We start from the raw sequence: 18288 nt of genomic DNA on the forward strand, positions 1-18288 counted from the left end.
TAAGCCGAGGTAGGCGGTTAGCTGGAGCTCCCAGCTACCCGTAACGGGCGCTTCAAGGCGGGGTCATCCCAGAAGGCCGCGTGGTCAGCGCCGGCCGCCGCCGATGCGGCGGTCGTCGGCCAGCGCGGTGAGCGGGCCGAATTCGCAGGCAAGCTCGTTCCACGTCAGAACCTCGCCACAGCGGGCCGGGAACTCCTTCGGATTGAACTCGGGCATGGTCCAGGTGCCAGTGCCCCGGTCCCGCAGCCAGAGGTCCCCGTCACCGTCGACCACAGTCGGCGGGACCGGTACGGGCTCAGCCTGATCGGTGGGCTCCCAGGTGACCCGGCCCGGGTGGGAAACGCGGCGCAGCTCGGTGGTGGCCAGTCGCGCGGCCAAGTCACGGGTGGACTCTTCGGCGTCCTTGACCGACGCGAGTCGCATTGCGTCGTCAAGTACGGGCAGGGCTGGATTCTTGCTGCGCTTTGAACTCATACGCTGACTACCTCCGGTGGGGGGCGTCACATCCGTTATGGCACCCCGTAGAGGAACACGGTATCCCGCGGCAGGAGCCGGGCCCGCCACGACAACGGTCCAGGTGGAGGCGCCGGCAGACCGGGCGGTGGGGCCAGGCGGTGAGCTGGTCCTGGACGTGGCGCTCGGCCACCCGGGTCGCCGTCCGCGCCGAGGGCGGCTCGCTCGATCCCGCTACCGAGACCGCCCTGTGCTTCGGCGGCTCGAATCAGACGGAGCAGGGAGGTGAGCGTCGCGGCTCCGAGGACGTAGGACTTCCAGGCCCTGGGGTTCGTGCGGGTGGCAGTCTTCATGGTGTTCCCCCCCCGTTTTCGGCCCTGTGCGGCCGTTGTCGATTCTCGATGCTGAGTGGGGGCCGCAAGGTTCGGAGGAGCTCGGCCAAGGGGCATCCTGGCCGCCACCTGATTGCTTCCCTACCCCTAGCGGCCTGCAGTCGCGAATTTCCCACAGAGTGCGGGTCTCAGACGTCTGTTATCGACCAGGGACGCGACCTGCCGGGCCCGCGCTCGGAGATCACCGCCTTCAGCCGGGTTTGGCGGCCCTCATGCCGAGCAGCAGAGTGGGCATGAGCAACCATGATCCAGCCGGGCATCACGAGTGGTACTTCGACACCCGAACTCAGTCCGTCGCGAACGAACCCGGTCCCGACCGGCTCGGCCCCTACCCGACCCGGGAGAAAGCCGCCTCGGCCCTGCAGACCGTGGACGACCGCAACGAACAATGGCGTGAAGACCCTCACTGGAACGACGACGGCACCTCCGACGGGGCGTAGAAGCATGCGGTAGCCCACCACGGCCCGGCCCCCCGTGACAGTCGATCAGTGCCCCCTCCGCCGCGCAACCGGCGGCCGGGGCACGGATTTGGCAGCTACGCCTGTGCCGGAACCAGTAGAGCCGGGGGCCGGCTCGGCGTGGGCTTCCCGGCGGGGGAGGCTGACCGGAGTGGTCATCGTTTGCGGAACCTGGTGACGAGAAAGGCCCCGCCTACGAGAGCGACCAGGATGATCGCGACGAGCCAGAAGGGCGGACTGCTGGGTGCCGCACCTCGGGCGAGGACTGACGTCAGATCGAACGGTTCTTGTCGCATCATGATCTCCTCGGGGCAGATGGCAGACCTCTCGTGTCCGGTCTAGTTCTCCGGAATCTGCCTGGCAAACAGCCCGCGATGCGTCCCTAGTTCAGTCGCGGCCTCGACGGAGGATGACTCGGCCGCACGTGCGGAACGTGGCCGCGACCGGCTTGGGCGCGTGGCCCATCTAGCCCGACGCGGTGCTGGGCGACAGTGGAGGTCGAACAGGACGCAGCCGATTCGGCTCGCGGCCGGCGTGGTGCGGGCCTGCGTGAGGCTGGTCCGCGTGGTCAGTTCGGACCGCAGGCCGGGGTTGTGGAGGAACTCCTTGCCGAGGATGGCGTTCGCCTCGTCGTGCTCGGTGAGGAGGATGCTGTAGGCGGGGTCTGTGGGGCCGGCTTCGTGTCGTCCGTGGCGGAGACGGTCATGTGGACTGCCCCACGCCGGCACGGACGGCCTCGGGCAGGGTGGAGATACCTGCGGCCTTGGGCGGCTCGTCTGCGAGGGTGAACGTGACGCGGGTGCCGTCCTGGTAGGCGGGGTCGATGGCGATGGTGCCGCCGTGGAAATCGACGATCTTCTTGCACATGGCCAGGCCGATGCCGCTGCCTGAGTACGTGTCCTTGGTGTGGAGGCGCTGGAAGATCACGAAGACTTTCTCCGCGTACTCGGGAGCGATGCCGATGCCGTTGTCGGTGACCGCGAACCGCCACAGAGCGTCCTCGTGCTCAACCGATACGTGGATCTTCGGTGTCTGGCCGGTCCGGCGGAACTTGATCGCGTTGCCGAGCAGGTTCTGCCACAGCATCCCCATCTGGGTGGGGTCGGCGACCAGGGACGGCAGGGGATCATGGGTGATCTCCGCGCCGGTTTCCTCGATGCTGACGCTGAGAGAGGACACGGTCCGCTCCAGGACCGTCTCCAGCTCGATGCTCTGCAGCTCGTGGTGGACCCGGCCGACGCGGGAGAAGTCCAGGAGGTCGTTGATCAGGGTCTGCATGCGGTTCGCGCCGTCGACCGCGTACTCGATGTACTGGTCCGCACGCTGGTCGAGCTGGCCGCCGTAGCGGCGCTGAAGGAGCTGCGTGAAGCTGGAGACCTTCCGCAGCGGCTCCTGCAGGTCGTGCGAGGCGACGTACGCGAACTGCTCCAGCTCGGTGTTCGAGCGCTGCAGGTCGGCTGCCTGCGCGTCCAGGCGCAGGCGGGCTTCCTCTGTGAATGCCAGCTCGCGCACGAGGCGGCGCCGCATGAAGTCGATCTCGCTGCTGAGCCGCCGCAGGTCTGCGGGGCCGGTCGGGGTGATGGGGTGGTCGAAGGTGCCGGCCGCGATGATGCGGGCGTCGGCGCCGAGCTGCTCCAGAGGGCGGGTGATGCCGCGGCGCAGCCCCTCGAAGACCAGCACGGTCAGGGCGACGATGACCAGCGCGATCGCGGTGAACACCCCATTCCGCAGCTCCACGGTGTCCGAGAGGTCCCCGACTGCCTGGGCGCGGTCCGTGCGCAGATGCTCCTGCTGGCCCGACAGGGCGGTACGAACGGCGTCGAAAGCCTTCTTGCCCTCCTCGGCTTGCTCGGTGGCCAGGGCTGAGGGGGCGCCGGGCGGTGATGCGGCGATGGGGCGGGCGATCCTCTCCTGCCAGGCCCCCACCGCTTCCTCCACGGCACTGAGGTCCTGGGAGCGGGCGGGGTTTGCGTGCAGGAGTTCCCGTAGGCGGGCCATGTGGGTTCGCTGCTCGGTCAGGCCCTGCCGGTAGGGCTCGAGGAAGTCCGTGGTACCGGTGAGGCCGTAACCGCGGATGCCGGTCTCCTGGTTCAGCAGCGCCGACTCCAGCCGGAAGGAGACGCTCAGTGCCGGGGACTTCTCGTTCACCAGCTCGTCGCTGATCGACTGGGTCTGCCCCAGCACCCACGCGCCGACCGTTCCGAGAACGGTGAGAACGGCCAGCGAGGCCGCCACGCCCGCGCGCAGCCAGCGCCGCGTCGTCCAGGTGGCGATCCGTCGCGTGCTCGGTCTCGTGGTTCCGCTCATGCCGCGTGTCCTCCGCCGTGTTGCCGCCCGCACCGACGCGGCCGAGGTCACTGTAGAGGAGGGTTGACAACAGTTGTTGTCGCGGGGTCGGAATGCGCCTAAGGTGCGGGTTATGGCTGGCAAGAACTTCACACTGCGGATCACCCCTGAGGAGACGGCAGCAGTCGCGGAGGCGGCGGTCGGCCAACTGGCGAGGCATCTTGCCCATCAACTCCTGGAAGAGGACCCCCATGCGCCGGAGGGGGACCCGGCGCGGGCCCTGTCCCTGCTCCACCTGCTGGACGAGTTCCAGCAGGCCGCCGAACGCCTCCAGCGGAGCGCGGCCCTCTCCGCTGCTCGGGCCGGCGCCGGCTATCCGCAGATCGGTGCCGCGTGCGGCATGACCCGCCAGGGCGCCCGGCGCCGCTGGCCGGGGCTCTTCCAGCATTCCGACGAATCACCCATGGAGCATCCGATGATGACCACCCCCGCCCGGCCCTTCGACGTCCTCCTCGTGGAGGACGACATGGCCGACGCCATGCTCATCGAGGAAGCCCTCTCCGAGTGCGGCACCCGCAACCTCATCCAGGTCACCGACGGCGTCGCCGCCCTCGAACACCTCCGCGACCCGACGAGCGTGCGCCCCGATCTGATCGTCCTGGACCTCAACATGCCCCGCATGAACGGCCGGGACCTCCTCAAGATCCTCAAGAGCGACGAGAGCCTCCATACGATCCCCGTGGTCGTCCTCACCACCTCCACCGCCCCCGACGACGTCGAAGGCGCCTACACCAGCCACGCCAACGCCTACGTGGCCAAACCCGTCAACCTGGAAGAGTTCGAGAGGGCGGTCCAGAGCATCGACGCCTTCTACCTCGACACCGCGACCCACCCGCCCCGCAACTGAACCGCAGTTCATGGCGCCGGGGTGAGGGATGGCGCTGAGCTGGCGGTGAGGCTGTTATCGGGTGATGGGGTTGGAGGGGTTTCATCTTTGGGTGGTTCGCCTGGGCCGACTTTTGATCCGGCTCGGTTGGCTGCGGTCGCCGCCGCTTCGCGGCTCCTCGACACCCGTCCCGAGGGGGCGTTCGACAAGCTCTCGCGCAGTTGGTGATGTCGATCACGGGTGTGCAGAAGGCGTTCTTCAGCGTCGCGGACGGCCGCCGTTCATTCTGGAAGTCCGTGCTGGGGATGGACCCCCCTTCGGGCCGGGGAGGAAGCCATCCGCGACGTCCCCCGCCACATCCTCATCGGAATCGGCCGTGAACTGATCGCCGAGGACGAGGCCACCGATCCTCGGATCAAGGACCTCGCCGCCGTCGGTGCGCTCGGCATCGGGGCATGGGCCGGCTACCCGGTGGTCGCCCCGGGCGGGCATATCCTGGGCAGTTTCTGCCTCGTCGACGAGCCCCCCCGCCCTTTCACTCCGTCGCAGACGCAGGCCCTGCAGACCCTGGCCCGTTCGGTGTCCTCGTCGTCGACCAGCCACAAGAGGACGCACTGGTCGTCAGTATGGAGACGGGGCAGGCCCGGCAGGCGTTTGTGGATCTGGGGCCTGGAGGTGGTGGAGCCGGCCCGGGCGGTCAGCTCCAGCGGGGGCCGCAGCTCGGTCGCGAACTCCCACAGCTGCGCGGCTTTCAGGAGCGCCGGCTGTTCCCTGGGGCGGGCGAACTTTCACAACCGGTGCCACGGCCTGCGCCACGACCTGCGCCTCTCCCCGGGCCCATCCGACGGATTGACGGACTCCGATTTGCGCGCGATAGTTGCGCGGCCGGGAAGGGGCCCGGTCGCGCAACCAAGGGGCGGGACGCAGTAGCCATGCACGGCACGAATGAAAACAACCAGGTCAATGGGGACATTGACGGCGCACCCCCGGCCGGTGACGAGACATCGCCCGTCACCGCGATAGCCGAAGGCGCGGGGCAGGAAGTCGCGGACGCGAACGCCGTGGCGGACAGAGGCGCGGAAAGTGCCCGCGCCGAGGGCCGGGCGCTGCTCGCGGCGCGGCGGTGGGGCGCCGCCCGGCAGTCGGCCCGAACGGGACTGCAGGTGTACGGGCCCGACGCCGAGCTGTCGCTGCTCCTCGCGCTCGCGCACGCGGCCGAGGACGACGACGACGAGGACGACCGCGCCGAAGAGGTCTACCGGGACGCTCTCGAGGTGTTCCCCGACCACGTGGGGCTGCTCGCCGGGTACGCGGAGCTCTGCCTGCGCAGCGACTTCCAGGACCGCCCGGCACGCAAGAACCGGGGCCCCGCTCTTGCCGCGCGGGTGGCCGAGCTGGCCCCGGACTCGCCCGAGGCCCTGCGCGTGGCTCAGGTGCAGGGTGCGCCCTGGCTGACGGCGGCCCGCGACAAGGCCGTGAGGCCGCCGCGCATCGCCCGGACGCAGCTGTACGACCTGCGCCAGGCGCTGGCGGCCGGCCATGGTGTGCACGCCGCGGCCGGGCAGGCGCGGGCGGATGCCGCGCAGCGGCCGGACGACGTGCGCCGCGCCATGCTCGCCGAGGCCCTCGAGGTGCTGGACCGGCCCGGGCGGGTGCTCCTGTTGCCGCTCGTCCGGCGGCCGTTCGAGTCGAGCCTCGTGCGCGGTGTCCTGCTGGGCGCGGTGCTCGTCGCCGTGGTCGGCCTGGGGCTCCCGCAATGGGTGTGGTGGGCCGGGATCGCCGCCTACGGAGCGCTGCCCTTCTGGCTCGGCAGGGTGCTGCGCGGCGCCCGGCGCCTGGGCGAGCTCTCCGCTGCCGCCCATCCGGCCCCGCAGGAAGCGCCGCTGGCCGAGCTGGCGCCCGTACCGCCGTACTCGCCCCGCGAGCTGGCACTCGGCCTGGCGGGGGCGGCGGTGGTGCTGAGCACCGTGGTGGGGGCGGGGGTGTGGTCGTACGCGAAGTACACCGCGTACCCGCGCTACGACGTCACCGTCCCGGACACGTTCCAGGGCATGCGGCTCCTGTGGAACTCCCCGCTCAACCAGGAGCTGAAGGCGGCCTACGAAGCCCCGGAGGGCTACGCGTCCTTCACCCCCGCGTACGGCGACCTCAAGGCCAACGACGGGCTCATCGGCGTCCACGTGGTGACGGGCGACCTGCACGACATGTCGGCGGACACCCTGAGTTCCTTCATGGACGCCGCACGCGCCGGGGCCGAACGTGTCGGCGCGCGGGTGAACCGGTCCTGGAACCCGACGGCCGGACCCGCCGGAGGCCGGCTGGAGTGCATGGACCTCACCGCCACCGACGGTGCCCGGCACGCCGTGTGCCTGTGGGGCGACAAGGGCAGCTACGGCATGGTGACGTTCCTCGCCCCGGACCTGGCCGACCGGGCCGACTCCCTGACCCGCGAGCTGCGCGCGGCACTGGTCCACCCGGCCTGAGCGGCAGAAATCCCCCTAGGGGCGCTCCTCCCGGTCGTGGCCGGCCGGGAGGATGCGGGTGGGCGGGATCGCCAGGCCCGTAGGGGTGTTCAGGCCCGTGAAGGGGAGGGTGGTCTGGCCGCTGCCGTCCGGGGCGAGGCGGACCACCCGGTTGTTGAAGGCGTCCGCGATGTAGAGGCGGCCCCTCCCGTCGAGGGCCAGGCCCAGCGGGCCGTTCAGACCGGACGCGGCGACGGTGCTCTGGCCGGAGCCGTGAGCCGCCAGCCTCACCACACGGCTGTTGCCGGTGTCGGAGACGTAGAGGTTGCCCGCCGGGTCGAGCACGATGCCGGCCGGCTGGGAGAGCCCCGTGAAGGGAAGGGTGCGCTGCGCGCCGCCTCCGGCGGGGAGGGTGACGACGCGGTCGTTCACGAAGTCGGTGACGTAGAGGGAACCCGCGGAGTCGAAGGCGAGGCCCCAGGGGTGGAGGAGTCCCACGGTGGGTACGGTGCGCTGCCCGCTGCCGTCCGCGGGTACCTCGACGACCCGGTCGTTGAAGCTGTCGGCGACGTACAGATCACCCTCGGCATCCAGGGCCAGCCCGAGGGGGCGGGAGAGCCCGTCCGTCGCAACGGTGACCTGGGGGCCACCGTCCGCGGGGATCCGTACGACCCGGTTGTTCCCGGTGTCCGCCACGTAGAGATCACCCGCGGCGTCGACCACCATGCCCGTGGGCCGGACCAGGCCCACGGCGGGGACCACGTCCTGCCCACCGCGCCGCGCCACCCGCAGCACCCGGTCGTTCCCGTAGTCGGAGACGTACAGCGGGCCGACCGCGCCCCCGGATCCCGGGTCGGAGGCGGCTGCAGTACCGGCCGGGGCCAGCCCGATGGCACACAGCGCCAGCAGCACCAGGACGGAGCCGGCCCTGCGACCGGTACGGCCCGTACGATCCGTACGCGGGGGTTCGGGAACTGCGGAGCGGGGCACGGCGCACCTACCTGTCCTGGTCGTCCGGCCGCCGAGGCTAGCCCCGACGCCCCGGCCGCGACCCCGCACCACGCCACGTCCCGTCCGCCTTGCACACAGACGGCCGGGCGGTCACCGCCGCACCCGCAGCGGCCGGCGAAGGTGGCCCGTGGGTTTCGGCAGCAACCCGCCGAGCGGCAGGACCCGCTCGGTCAGCAAGCGACCGCGGCAACCAGTCGGGCAGCCCGCCGCGACCGAAGCCGGGTGGGATGCCGGCGACAACGGTGCGGCAGGCCCACCCCTCGACTCCCCGAACGGCTCGGCGGCGGCCCCGAGGGGCGCTCCGCCGCTTCACCGACGTCCGCGCCGGCCTGGCCCGCTGCCCCGGCTTCGACTGGCCCTGAACGTCACCTCTGGCTCCGCTCCGTGCCGGCCGACGCGCGGTGTCGTGCTGGGTGTCGGCTGCTCGGCAGGGCGGGCGGGACACTTCCGGTCATGGATGTGGAGTCGCTGGAGCTGGAGCTGTACGGGCTGAAGCCGTCGGAGTCCACTGCGGCCCGGGACGGGTACGTGGCCCAGGCCCGCAAGGCCGGAGACAAGCAACTCGCCACGGCGATCGCCGCACTGCGCAAGCCGACGCTCGCTGCGTGGACCGCCGGGCTGCTGGCCCGCCACCTACCGCAGGAGGCGCGGGGCCTGGTGCAGCTCGGCGATGCACTGCGTGCCGCGCACCGGGCGCTGGACGCCGGGCAGCTGCGGAAGCTGTCGCATGATCAGCATGTGGTGATCGGGGAGCTCGCACGCACAGCGCGTGCTCTGGCGGCTGAGTCGGGGCAGGAGGTGAGCGAGTCGGTGCTGCATGAGGTCGAGCAGATCCTCCACGCGGTGTTGGCCGATGCGGAGGTCGCCGAGCGCTGGCAGGGCGGCCGACTGGCCAAGGCGCCGGAGGCGGTGTCGGGGTTCAGCGGCCTTGAACCACTGCCCGGTGCGGCCCCACCGCAACGGGATCAGCCGGCGGCCGCCGGGGCCCGATCGCGACCCGTGCCGTCCCGCGAGCAGGGACAGGCGGCCCCTGACGCTGCTGCAGCGCGGGCTCATCGTGAGCGTTTGGCCAAGGCCCGCGCCGAGTTGGCCGAGGCCGGGGCGGAGGCGGAGCGACTGGAGGCGGAGCATGCCGCCGCGCAGGAGCTTGCGGACCGTGCGGCGGCCGCGGTGACAGAGGCCGAGAGCGACGTACGGGCGGCGAAGGACCGGCTGGCGACGGCACGCATGACGAGCGCGGAGGCTGCCGCCGGTCTGAGAGCGGCCGGCCGGGCGGCCGCGAAAGCACGGGCGCGGGCGGAGAACGCGGCTCGGAAGGCGGAGAAGCTCACCGGCTCGGAGGGATGAACCGAACCGAGCCGCGGCCCCATTTCGCGGGCACGACCCGGCGGCTGTGGATTCGTCGTGTGCGAGCTGCGCGTGTGCGGCAGGGACGAGCAAGGCCCGGCTGAGGAAGCGCCGCCTGCAGCCGTCGGCCCGTCCGTCGGTCAGGTACCAGGGACGGGGCCGCCGGGCCGGAACCGCTCCACCCCTACGATGTGCCGCACCTTGATCGGGCGCACGATGACCGAGACTCGCCGTTCTCCCGGCATGAGCCACTCGTAGCGCTCTGTGCCCAGGTACTTCCGGGCCAGCTGGTCCATGCGCTCGTGCGCCTCCGTGCCCTCGATGAACCGGGCCACCACACCGCTGATCTGTACTCGGTCGAAGGGATCGGTGGCGTCCGCATGGGACAGGTAGACGCGGGGGTCCAGGCGCAGGTTCTGCTCCTTCACCCGACCTACTGAGGTGGTGAACGTCAGCTCCCCCTCACCCTCCAGATCCACCCACATCGGGCTGACCTGCGGTGCTCCGTCGGCGAATACGGTGCCGACGTACCAAATGTTGGGGGCGTGCAGCCGGGCGCGGACAGCGTCGTCGAATGTCACGGCAGTCATCCTGTGAAGCTAGCAACCACATGCGGTGCGACGGCTGCAACTGAGGAAACTCGACCCCGACGCCGGGCTCTTGACCGGGCCGGCCGGTGGACCTGCTCCTGTCCCCAGCGCGGTGGAATTCGGCGGGGCCGGGCGGCTGTCCACCGGGCCGAGCACAGCGCTGAGCTACGGGCCTTCCCAGCCGTGGTCTTCCCACTCGGGGCGAAGAACCGGGCCTAGCTCACTGTGGTGCCCTCTGGTGGCGCGCACGGCGTCGAGCGGCCCGGTGACATCGTGACCGACCGGGCGGCCGGGCCCTCGAAGCCCTCCAGCCCCGTATTCGCCGCGGAGGAGGGGTGGGCGATCAGGTGCCGTACACCTGGAGCTGGGCGATCTGGCCGGCGGGCCAGCCCGTGTTGGACGTGAAGACGAGCCGCAGGTACCGGGCTGTCGTGCCTGCGGGCAGGGGCAGGGTGGTGGTGTTTCCGGTGGACGGGTCGAAGGTGCGGGCCGAAGCGCCGAGCAGCTGGCCGAAGGTACCGCCGTCAGTGCTGCTCTGGACGGCGACGGCCTGCGTACGGGTGGCCCATGCGGTGTCCGGAGGGAGGCTGAGGACGATGCGGCGGACGCTGACCGGGCTGCCCAGGTCGACCTGCAGCCATTGCGGGAACGCGCCGTTGGCGCTCTCCCAGTACGTGTTCGCGCGGCCGTCCACGGCGTTGCCCGAGCCGTACACCTGGGTGTGGCTGCTCTCCGCGGTCGGGCGGTTCAGGGCCAGGTCCGTGGTGGGGGAGCCGTCGGCCGCGGTGGTCGCCGTGACCTGCACGGAGGGCTGCGAGATGGAGCCCGCCGCGTCGAGGGCCTGGACGTCGAAGGTGTAAGAGGTCGCGGCGGCGAGCCCGGTCACCGTGAAGGTGGTGGCGTTGCCGGGGGCGGCGCCGACGGGGGTGGGGCCGCCCCCGGTGATCCGGCGTATCCGGTAGCCCGTCACGCCGGTGTCATCGGTGGAGGCGGTCCAGGCCAGCGTCACGGTGGTGGCGGTCACGGCGGTGGCGTGCAGGTTGCCGGGCGTGGTCGGCGGAAGCGTGTCCCCGCCGATGACCGGCGGAGTCGGGCGGACCCCGGTGAGGGGGATCTGCCCCTTGAGCATCCTGCCGCCGTCACCCGTCAGCCTCAGGTAGTAGTCGGACGAGCAGGCCGTCCCGTCCTCGTCGAGGGCCGCCAGGCCGGATCCGGTGGGCACCCACAGCTGGGACTCGGCGGTCTTGGCGATCTGATTGCCCTCGTTGTACTCGTCGAACATGGAGATGTAGGCACTCGGAACTCCGGCTCGCCCCATGTTGTAGAACTGCCGCCACATGAAGTCGCCGTGGGCGCGCTGCCGTTCGGTGACCCCGCCGGGCAGGACACAGGGCTGGTAGTCGATGCCGAGCGAGGTGCATTCGGCGAGGTCGGGTACGGTCGCCACGTTGTAGAAGTTGTCGGCGTCCCCCGCGGTGCCGATCCGGCCGACCATCCACGGCGACAGCATGTCGAAGGCGCGGTAGACCCCGGAGAAGCCGGGACGTGAGTCCCGGTCTCCTGTGCGCCACCAGGTGGGTACCCCGCCGATCACATAACAGCCCTGCTGTTTGAACCAGTTGAGGACGTCCAGACAGGCGTCGGCAGTGAAGGGGCGCTGGTTGTCGTTGAAGCCGAAGCCCCACAGGCACACCACGGGCTTGCCGTTCTGCCGGGCGTACGCGGGCGATCCGGTGTGGGTCCGCATCTTGTTCGTCCAGTCCGCCTTGATGTCCGTCTGCATGGACGACCAGTCGGAAACGTCGTACATCACGTAGAACTTGACGCCCTGCGACTCGGCCGCGCTGCGCACCTTGCGTGCCATTTCGTCACGGGTCGGCCCTTCGCCGCCGGTGGGGTTGAAGCGCTGGAGTGCGGCGGTGTCGATGCCGTACTGCTTCATCCACCGGAAGTGCACGTCGACGGTCGTCTGGTCGTAGGAGGAGAACAGCGAAGCAGGCTGTCCGTTGCCCAGATTGCCGAAAGCGGTGCGGTATGTGGACGGGTAGTCGCGTGTGTCGGGCCAGGCGACGATGGCCCTGTTCGACGCGGAGGGAGTCTGGCCCCAGTTCTGGGCCCAGTGCCACCATCCGTTGATCGGTGCGCCGTCACCGACGCACGCGAACCAGCCCTGGTACCCAACGGTCACCTTGCCGACGACGTCGCCGGGCGCACTCGCCGCGCGAGCGCCGCCGGCGAGCGCGGTCTGAGCGGCTCCGACCACCCCGGCGGCTCCGGCGGCGGCAGCGGCCTGCAGGACCGTACGACGCGTGACACCCATCTGGATCTCCTCCGACTGCTCGTCACATCCGCTGCCGTGGGCGGTGGTTCGGCGTGGAGCCGTCGGCAGCAAGGACTTGATGCGCAGAGCGTAGGGAGACGCGCATTCGGATGCAATAGTGCTGCAATCATTCGCAAAAAATATGCAGAGGCATGCAACATGGGTTGCGCATCGAGCTGTAGCTCGGCAGGGCCGACGTCAGTGGTCACCGTTCCTCAGTAGCTGAGGACTGGTGGGGGCTGCGCTCCGGACGAGCCGCCGGTCAGCGCCGGGGCCGGCCGGTCGGGGCGGAGCGATGTGCCGTCGCTCGGACAGGTGGCTGCGTTAGCGTGTGGAGCCCGGGGGACGGGACAGGGCGAAGGGAGACATCAGGAGATGTGGCCGAGGGTCAATCGCATGCGTTCCTTCGAACTGGGTACGCCGGGTGAGCTCCGGGACAGATTGAACGCGCTGGTCCTGTCCGGGACGAAGGTTGCCACGACCGGCCTCTTGGACGTGTACGTCAAGGAGATGGAGGGTCTGGAGTTCGTGGGGGAGCGTCTGGCCCTCCTGGGCAGTGAGGGGGAGTTCGTGGCGACGCTGGAGGTCACCGGTGTCGAGGTGAAGCCGTTCATCGACGTCACCTGGGAACACGCCGCGGCGGAGGGGGAAGGGGACACGTCCCTGGAGGACTGGCGTGCCGGCCACCGGCGCTACTTCGCCCGCACGGGCACGCCGGTCGAGGACCACACCTCCGTGACCTGCCTGAGATTCCGCCTCGTGGAAGACCCCACAGCGCCCTCCCAGAGCCACGCTTCCTCCTGATCGGGAGCCTCGGCACCTGCGAGCCCTGAGGCCACCAGTCGGAACCCGGCGCTGCCGACTGCTGCCAGTTGACCGACGAAGGCCTCGACCCAATGCCGATCCCCAAGGCCGAAACGACCGACATCGTCTGCTTCGCCCCGGCCGTCTCGATCGACCCCATCGCGGTCGGCACGCCGTGCTACCTGATGGCCAACGGGCCGGCCTCCGCGAAGCCGTACGTCCTGCTGCGTATGGCCCTCCTCCGTGTCGTCGGTGAGGCCCTGCGCCGGCCACTCATGACGTGGCCGGACGAGCTCCGGTCCACCGCCGGCGTCAGCCAGCGCCCCGCCGCCGACGTGAACTTGCCGGGGGAGGAGGTGCGACCGTCCACGAGATCAAGACCGACGCCCTGGCCAAGAAGAAGACGGATCCGAACAGGGCCGCCGCGCGCGCCCGCATGGCGTCACCCGCAGCGCCTGACCCAAGCCCAAGGCCCCTTCGCGCGGACCAGCAGCCAGTGGAGCCCGGAGCCCGGCGACCAGTTCGGCCGGCAGGCGCGTTCCGTCGAGCACGATGCCCAGGCGGGGGCATCGGCGAACGTCGACAGCTTCGGCCGTGGGGTGCGGGCGGGCGAAGCGCTGTAGGGAAGGCGTGCTACGTCACCGCGACGAGTGTGTTCCCCGTGGAGGTGGACAGGCGGACGGCGTCGTTGCGGAGGTTGCCGCGGTTGTCGAACGCGATGATGCCGGTGACGCCGATGTGGGTGAGGCGGGCCAGCTGCGGGGTGTAGACGGCAGGATTCGGGGAGCCCGCCTTGACCATGGCGGCGATCAGCGCGTTCACAGCGTCGTACGCGTACGGGGCACTGAGCGCCACCGGATGCCTGAACTTCCCCTCGAACGCGGAACGGAAGGGGTCCGCCGGTGCCACACCGGCGCCGGAGGTGATGGCATGCACCCGGCCGTCGGCAAGTTGGCCGCCGGCGAATACGGGCAGCAGGGTGGTGCAGATGCCGTCGCCGCCCATCACGTGCGCTTCGATCCCCAGGTTCCTCATCTGGCGGATCACCAGCCCCGCCGTGGCATCCAGGGCGCCGACGAAGAGCAGCTCGGGGTTCTTGGACTTGATCGCCGTCAGGATGCGCGTGAAGTCGGTCTCCTGTTCGGTGCCGAACTGTGAGGAGACGACGCCGAGCCCGAAACGCCTGGCTGCCTGAGTGAAGGAGCTGACCAGGCCCTGACTGTAGGCGGTGCCGTCGCCGATCGTGGCGACCGTGCGGACCTTCAGGGTGTTCGCCGCGTACTCGGCCAGCGCGGTGCCTATCCGGACGTCGTCAGTGACGACGCAGAAGACGTGATCGAAGCCCTGCTGGGTCAGCCTGGGGCTCGTGGCGGTCGTCAGGTACGCAATGCCCGCGTCCTGATAGGTCTTCGAAGCCGTGAGGGCCGTACCGGAATGCAGATGCCCCACGACACCGGCCACCCGCATACCAGCGAGCTTCTTCGCCACTTCCACAGCCGTATCGCTTTCGCCCCGGTCATCCTCCGGCCGCAGGACGAACCGCACCGACTGCCCAGCCAAGGACCGGCCGCCGGCATTCGCCTGCTCAACGGCCAGCCGCGCACCATCGATCAGGTCCCTGCCCAAGTGCGTGGCCTCCCCGGTGAGCGGAGCCACACAGCCGATCGTCACGTCCATGTCTTCTATCCCTCAGGCCAGGTCGGGTGGGGCAGCAGCCGGCCGGCAGAGCTGATGCCCGCACCCCAGCCACGCGGGTGATGACGACGAATGGAGCGAGCGGGCACTTTGCCGTACTGCTGACCCAGAGGAGCAGATCGCAGAAGGCGCGGCCCAGAACAAGCCGAGGCCAAGGCCAAGGCCATCTGCAAGGATGCCCGGTGCGCAGCGAATGCCTTGTCTATGCAGTCGACCTGCACATCGAGCACGGAATCTGGGGAGGGACCGAGTGGGAACGGCGGTCCACCCTGCGGCGCCGACCACTGCTCACCTTATGGCTCGCCTGCCCGTACTCGGGGGTCAGGACGCTGCCGCCTCGTGCTCGGCCATGGTCTGGAACTGACCCAGGTCATAGTTGGCCAGGACGGAATCAAGGTTGGTGAGGGCGCCCAAGTGCTCGACGAAGCCGGTCGGGTCGTACTCGATCTGGAGGGTCACCCGGCTCTGCGTGTCACTGAGCCGGTGGAAGGTGACCACGCCCGCGTGGTGCACACCTTCGGTGGTGCGCCACGCGATGCGGTCCTCAGGAACCACTTCCGTCAGTTCGGCTACGAACTCCTTGTCCGCCCCGGGCAGCGAGACCTGCCAGACAAACGTGGTCCCGTCGACGCGTTGCACGTGCCGGACGTGACTGAGGAACGAGGGCCAGCGCTCGACGTCCTGCCACAGGGCCCAGCTCACGGACACGGGCGCCTGGATGTCAACGGCTTCAAGCAATGAGGATGTCATCTGGATCCATCTCCTCGATACGGTGACTGGTCGCCCCCTCGCCTACCCCGAAGCCCGGACTTTCCCCACCACATCGGACTCCCGTCTCACACGTTCTGAACCGGCAGGTCCGCCATCGCAGCCTCGAGCAGCCGTCCCTGAAGAGCGGCCGTCAAGCCGTTGGCGCAGACGCTCCCGCCGCCGGTCCCGGATGTGCATCGGCCTTGCCCTCCCGGCGGCCGGCCGCAACATCCGTGACGTCGAGGAACACCTGGTCCAGCTCGGGCCAGCGCCCGCGGATCTGGCTCCGGATCCGTACCATCGCTTCCTCCACCGTCTCGCTGTCGTAGCCCGGCGTCAGGTCGATGCGGGCGGCCGCCATGACCGAGTCGGGCGCCAGACGCATGGTCAGCAGGGCAGCGACGGTGTCGATCTCGGGCTGCTCCGTGAGGAATGCCCGCACCTCCCGCTGGACGGCCGGATCGGCCGCCTCGCCGACGAGTTGCGCGCGGGCCGCCCGCCCCAGGGTGTAGGCGACGTAGACGAGCAGGATCCCGATGAGGACGGAGGCGCAGGCCTCGTACGCGATCTCCCCGGTCATCATGTGGAGGGCGATGCCGGCGATCGCCAGCAGTACGCCGACGCAGGCGGTGAAGTCCTCGGCGAGCACGGTCCGCAGGGCCGGATCGTGGCCGGCCTTGATCTCCGCGGCCATCGAGCGACCCCCCTCCCGCGCGGCGCGGCGCACCTGGAGCAGGGCCCGTACGAGCGAGCCTCCCTCCGCGGCCAGGGCGAGTACGAGGACGGCAAGGCCGATCACGTAGCCGTGGCGGGTCTCGTTGCCGCCGGAGCGGAATGCCTCGATGCCCTGGAAGATCGAGAAGCAGCCCCCCGTGACGAAGATGCCGACCGCGGCGAGCAGGGACCAGAAGAACCGTTCCATGCCGTACCCGAAGGGGTGGCGCGCGTCCGCGGGGCGCCTGCTCCGCTTGAGGGAGGCCAGGAGGAAGACCTCGTTGAGGCTGTCCGCGATCGAATGGGCCGCCTCCGACAGCAGCGCCGGGGAGGCCGCCACGACCCCACCGGCTGCCTTGGCGACGCAGATGACGAGGTTGGCCGCGAGGGCGACCCACACGGTCTTGCGGGTCTCGGTGTCCTGGCCCGTGCCCGCCGGGCCGCCGTGCCCGGGGCCGCCGGTCCCGGTGCCGCCGGTCCCGTCCGGACCGGCCTGCTGGTGCGTATCTTCCGGCCGGCGTCCGCCCGTCCCGCTCATCCGCGCTGAGCCTCGGTGGAGGACCGGGAGGAGAGCGGGGTGGCGATCTCCTCCAGGGACCGGCCCTCGGCAGCGACCGCGTAGAAGACGGCCACCACTCCGGCGGCCACCATCAGCCCGGCGCCGACGCAGAAGGCGAGCACCGCGTCGGAGACCACCCCGCTGGAGGTCAGGTGCGCGAAGAGCAGCGGGCCCGAGATGCCGCCCGCCGCCGTACCGACGGCGTAGAAGAAGGCGATCGCCATCGCGCGGGTCTCCATCGGGAAGATCTCGCTCACGGTCAGGTAGGCCGAACTGGCTCCGGCCGAAGCGAAGAAGAGGACCACGCACCAGCAGGCGGTCATGGTGACGGCACTGAGCCGGCCGGCTCCGAAGAGCCATGCGGTGGCGAAGAGCAGCAGGCCGGACAGGATGTACGTGCCCGCGATCATCGGACGGCGGCCGACGGTGTCGAAGAGGCGCCCGAGCAGGAGCGGGCCGAGGAAGTTCAGGAAGGCGATGACGGCGAAGTAGTAGCCGGTGACGCCGCTGGAGACGTGGAAGAAGGTGACGAGGATGGAACCGAAACCGAAGGTGATGGCGTTGTAGAGGAAGGCCTGGCCCACGAACAGGGAGAGCCCCAGTACGGCGCGGCGCGGATAGGAGCGGAACACCGTTCTGGCGATCTCGCCGAAGCCGACGCTGTGCCGTTGGGTGACCGTGATGGACTCCTCCGGCTCGGGAAGCGGGCGGCCCTTCTCCTCTTCCACCTGCCGTTCCACGTCCGCCACCAGGGCTTCCGCCTCCTCGGCCCGGCCGTGGATCATCATCCACCGCGGGCTTTCGGGCACGTGGCGCCGTACGAGCAGGATCACCAGGCCGAGCACGACACCGAGGGCGAACGTCAGCCGCCAGCCGACCGACTCCGGGAACACGTCCGTGTTCAGGGCCACGACCGACAGGAGCGCGCCCGCGACGGCGCCGATCCAGAAGCTGCCGTTGATGATCAGGTCCACCCGGCCGCGGAACCGGCTCGGGATCAGTTCGTCGATCGCGGAGTTGATGGCCGCGTACTCGCCGCCGATGCCGAAGCCGGTGAGGAAGCGGAAGAGGAAGAACCACCAGGCGGAGAAGGACACGGCGGTCAGCGCGGTCGCCGCCAGGTACACGCCGAGCGTGATCAGGAACAGCTTCTTGCGCCCGTACAGGTCGGTGAGCCGGCCGAAGACCAGCGCGCCCGCGCAGGCGCCCGCCACGTAGAGGGCGGCTGCCATCCCGGTGACCTGGGCGTCGGTGATGGACAGCCCGCTTCCGTCCTCGGAGATCCGGCTGGCGATGCTCCCGACGACGGTGACTTCCAGACCGTCCAGGATCCATACGGTTCCCAGCCCGATCACGATCATCCAGTGCCAGCGGGACCAGGGAAGTCTGTCCAGCCTCGCCGGCACCTTGGTGGTGACGGTTCCCGTCTTCGACTCGGCGTTCTCCAGCATGTCCGGGCGTGTGCCCGGGCCGCCCCGCCGCAAACGGCGGCCGGGAGCACCGGCCGGCAACCGCGGTTCCGGACCACTGTGGCTGCCCGGCACGGGACAGTCCCCGGTGG

At 70.2% G+C, this 18288-nt stretch carries 16 protein-coding genes and 1 pseudogene; 8 read left to right on the forward strand and 9 right to left on the reverse strand.

Going from position 1 to position 18288, the window contains the following annotated elements:
* Positions 1 to 84 precede the first annotated feature (84 nt).
* Positions 85 to 474: a hypothetical protein gene (locus tag ACWCP2_RS06400; RefSeq protein WP_450907441.1), complete on the reverse strand. Its 390-nt coding sequence runs from the start codon at positions 472 to 474 to the stop codon at positions 85 to 87.
* Positions 475 to 1078: 604 nt separating this feature from the next.
* Here ACWCP2_RS06400 and ACWCP2_RS06405 point away from each other — a divergent pair.
* Positions 1079 to 1285, forward strand: a complete 207-nt coding sequence (locus ACWCP2_RS06405) for a hypothetical protein (RefSeq protein WP_450907442.1) — start codon at positions 1079 to 1081, stop codon at positions 1283 to 1285.
* A 720-nt stretch (positions 1286 to 2005) separates the two neighbouring features.
* Here ACWCP2_RS06405 and ACWCP2_RS06410 read toward each other — a convergent pair.
* Complete coding sequence (locus ACWCP2_RS06410) at positions 2006 to 3610, reverse strand: sensor histidine kinase (protein WP_450907443.1); 1605 nt, start codon at positions 3608 to 3610, stop codon at positions 2006 to 2008.
* Positions 3611 to 3722: 112 nt separating this feature from the next.
* On the opposite strand from ACWCP2_RS06410, the gene ACWCP2_RS06415 reads away from it, so the two are divergent.
* The 3 genes from ACWCP2_RS06415 to ACWCP2_RS06425 all read left to right on the forward strand — a co-directional run bounded on the left by ACWCP2_RS06415 (position 3723) and on the right by ACWCP2_RS06425 (position 6958).
* Positions 3723 to 4496 (forward strand): response regulator, encoded by a 774-nt coding sequence (locus tag ACWCP2_RS06415; protein WP_450907444.1) that lies wholly within the window; start codon positions 3723 to 3725, stop codon positions 4494 to 4496.
* 219 nt (positions 4497 to 4715) lie between these two features.
* Positions 4716 to 5405, forward strand: coding sequence for a GAF domain-containing protein (locus ACWCP2_RS06420; RefSeq protein WP_450907445.1), 690 nt, complete (start codon positions 4716 to 4718; stop codon positions 5403 to 5405).
* A gap of 2 nt (positions 5406 to 5407) precedes the next feature.
* The gene (locus ACWCP2_RS06425; RefSeq protein WP_450907446.1) at positions 5408 to 6958 is read left to right on the forward strand and encodes a hypothetical protein; all 1551 of its coding nucleotides are present in this window, start codon (positions 5408 to 5410) and stop codon (positions 6956 to 6958) included.
* Positions 6959 to 6973: 15 nt separating this feature from the next.
* On the opposite strand, the gene ACWCP2_RS06430 is transcribed toward ACWCP2_RS06425, so the two are convergent.
* The gene (locus tag ACWCP2_RS06430) at positions 6974 to 7927 is read right to left on the reverse strand and encodes a virginiamycin B lyase family protein (RefSeq protein WP_450907447.1); all 954 of its coding nucleotides are present in this window, start codon (positions 7925 to 7927) and stop codon (positions 6974 to 6976) included.
* 474 nt (positions 7928 to 8401) lie between these two features.
* Between ACWCP2_RS06430 and ACWCP2_RS06435 the strand changes: the two genes are divergently transcribed.
* Positions 8402 to 9295 (forward strand): hypothetical protein, encoded by an 894-nt coding sequence (locus ACWCP2_RS06435; protein ID WP_450907448.1) that lies wholly within the window; start codon positions 8402 to 8404, stop codon positions 9293 to 9295.
* A 140-nt stretch (positions 9296 to 9435) separates the two neighbouring features.
* Here the strand turns inward: ACWCP2_RS06435 and ACWCP2_RS06440 are convergent, their stop codons facing one another.
* Together ACWCP2_RS06440 and ACWCP2_RS06445 are read right to left on the reverse strand one after the other, a co-directional pair.
* Positions 9436 to 9885, reverse strand: coding sequence for a TIGR03618 family F420-dependent PPOX class oxidoreductase (locus ACWCP2_RS06440; RefSeq protein WP_450907449.1), 450 nt, complete (start codon positions 9883 to 9885; stop codon positions 9436 to 9438).
* 343 nt (positions 9886 to 10228) lie between these two features.
* Entirely contained in the window at positions 10229 to 12205 is a 1977-nt protein-coding gene (locus tag ACWCP2_RS06445) for a discoidin domain-containing protein (protein ID WP_450907450.1), read from the reverse strand.
* 396 nt (positions 12206 to 12601) lie between these two features.
* Here ACWCP2_RS06445 and ACWCP2_RS06450 point away from each other — a divergent pair, with 396 nt between their 5' ends.
* The gene (locus tag ACWCP2_RS06450; protein ID WP_450907451.1) at positions 12602 to 13009 is read left to right on the forward strand and encodes an ASCH domain-containing protein; all 408 of its coding nucleotides are present in this window, start codon (positions 12602 to 12604) and stop codon (positions 13007 to 13009) included.
* A 68-nt stretch (positions 13010 to 13077) separates the two neighbouring features.
* A complete protein-coding gene (locus ACWCP2_RS06455) occupies positions 13078 to 13632 on the forward strand; it encodes a hypothetical protein (RefSeq protein WP_450907452.1) in 555 nt (184 codons plus the stop codon).
* A gap of 10 nt (positions 13633 to 13642) precedes the next feature.
* Here the strand turns inward: ACWCP2_RS06455 and ACWCP2_RS06460 are convergent, their stop codons facing one another.
* Positions 13643 to 14686 carry a branched-chain amino acid ABC transporter substrate-binding protein gene (locus tag ACWCP2_RS06460; protein WP_450907453.1) on the reverse strand — a complete coding sequence of 348 codons (1044 nt, stop codon included), beginning with the start codon at positions 14684 to 14686 and terminating at the stop codon, positions 13643 to 13645.
* Positions 14687 to 14774: 88 nt separating this feature from the next.
* Here ACWCP2_RS06460 and ACWCP2_RS06465 point away from each other — a divergent pair.
* Positions 14775 to 15003 (forward strand): annotated as a pseudogene (locus ACWCP2_RS06465) (WhiB family transcriptional regulator); the annotation flags it as partial.
* Between the two features lie 22 nt (positions 15004 to 15025).
* Here the strand turns inward: ACWCP2_RS06465 and ACWCP2_RS06470 are convergent.
* From ACWCP2_RS06470 to ACWCP2_RS06480, 3 genes are all read right to left on the reverse strand, one after another.
* The gene (locus ACWCP2_RS06470; RefSeq protein ID WP_450907454.1) at positions 15026 to 15454 is read right to left on the reverse strand and encodes an SRPBCC family protein; all 429 of its coding nucleotides are present in this window, start codon (positions 15452 to 15454) and stop codon (positions 15026 to 15028) included.
* A 151-nt stretch (positions 15455 to 15605) separates the two neighbouring features.
* A complete protein-coding gene (locus tag ACWCP2_RS06475; RefSeq protein ID WP_450907455.1) occupies positions 15606 to 16706 on the reverse strand; it encodes a cation diffusion facilitator family transporter in 1101 nt (366 codons plus the stop codon).
* On the reverse strand, positions 16703 to 18178 hold the full coding sequence (locus ACWCP2_RS06480) for an MFS transporter (RefSeq protein WP_450907456.1): 1476 nt from the start codon (positions 18176 to 18178) through the stop codon (positions 16703 to 16705). Before ACWCP2_RS06480 ends, ACWCP2_RS06475 begins: the two co-directional genes overlap by 4 nt.
* Positions 18179 to 18288: the final 110 nt, after the last annotated feature.

The sequence above is a fragment of the Streptomyces sp. NPDC002104 genome (genome assembly GCF_053593795.1).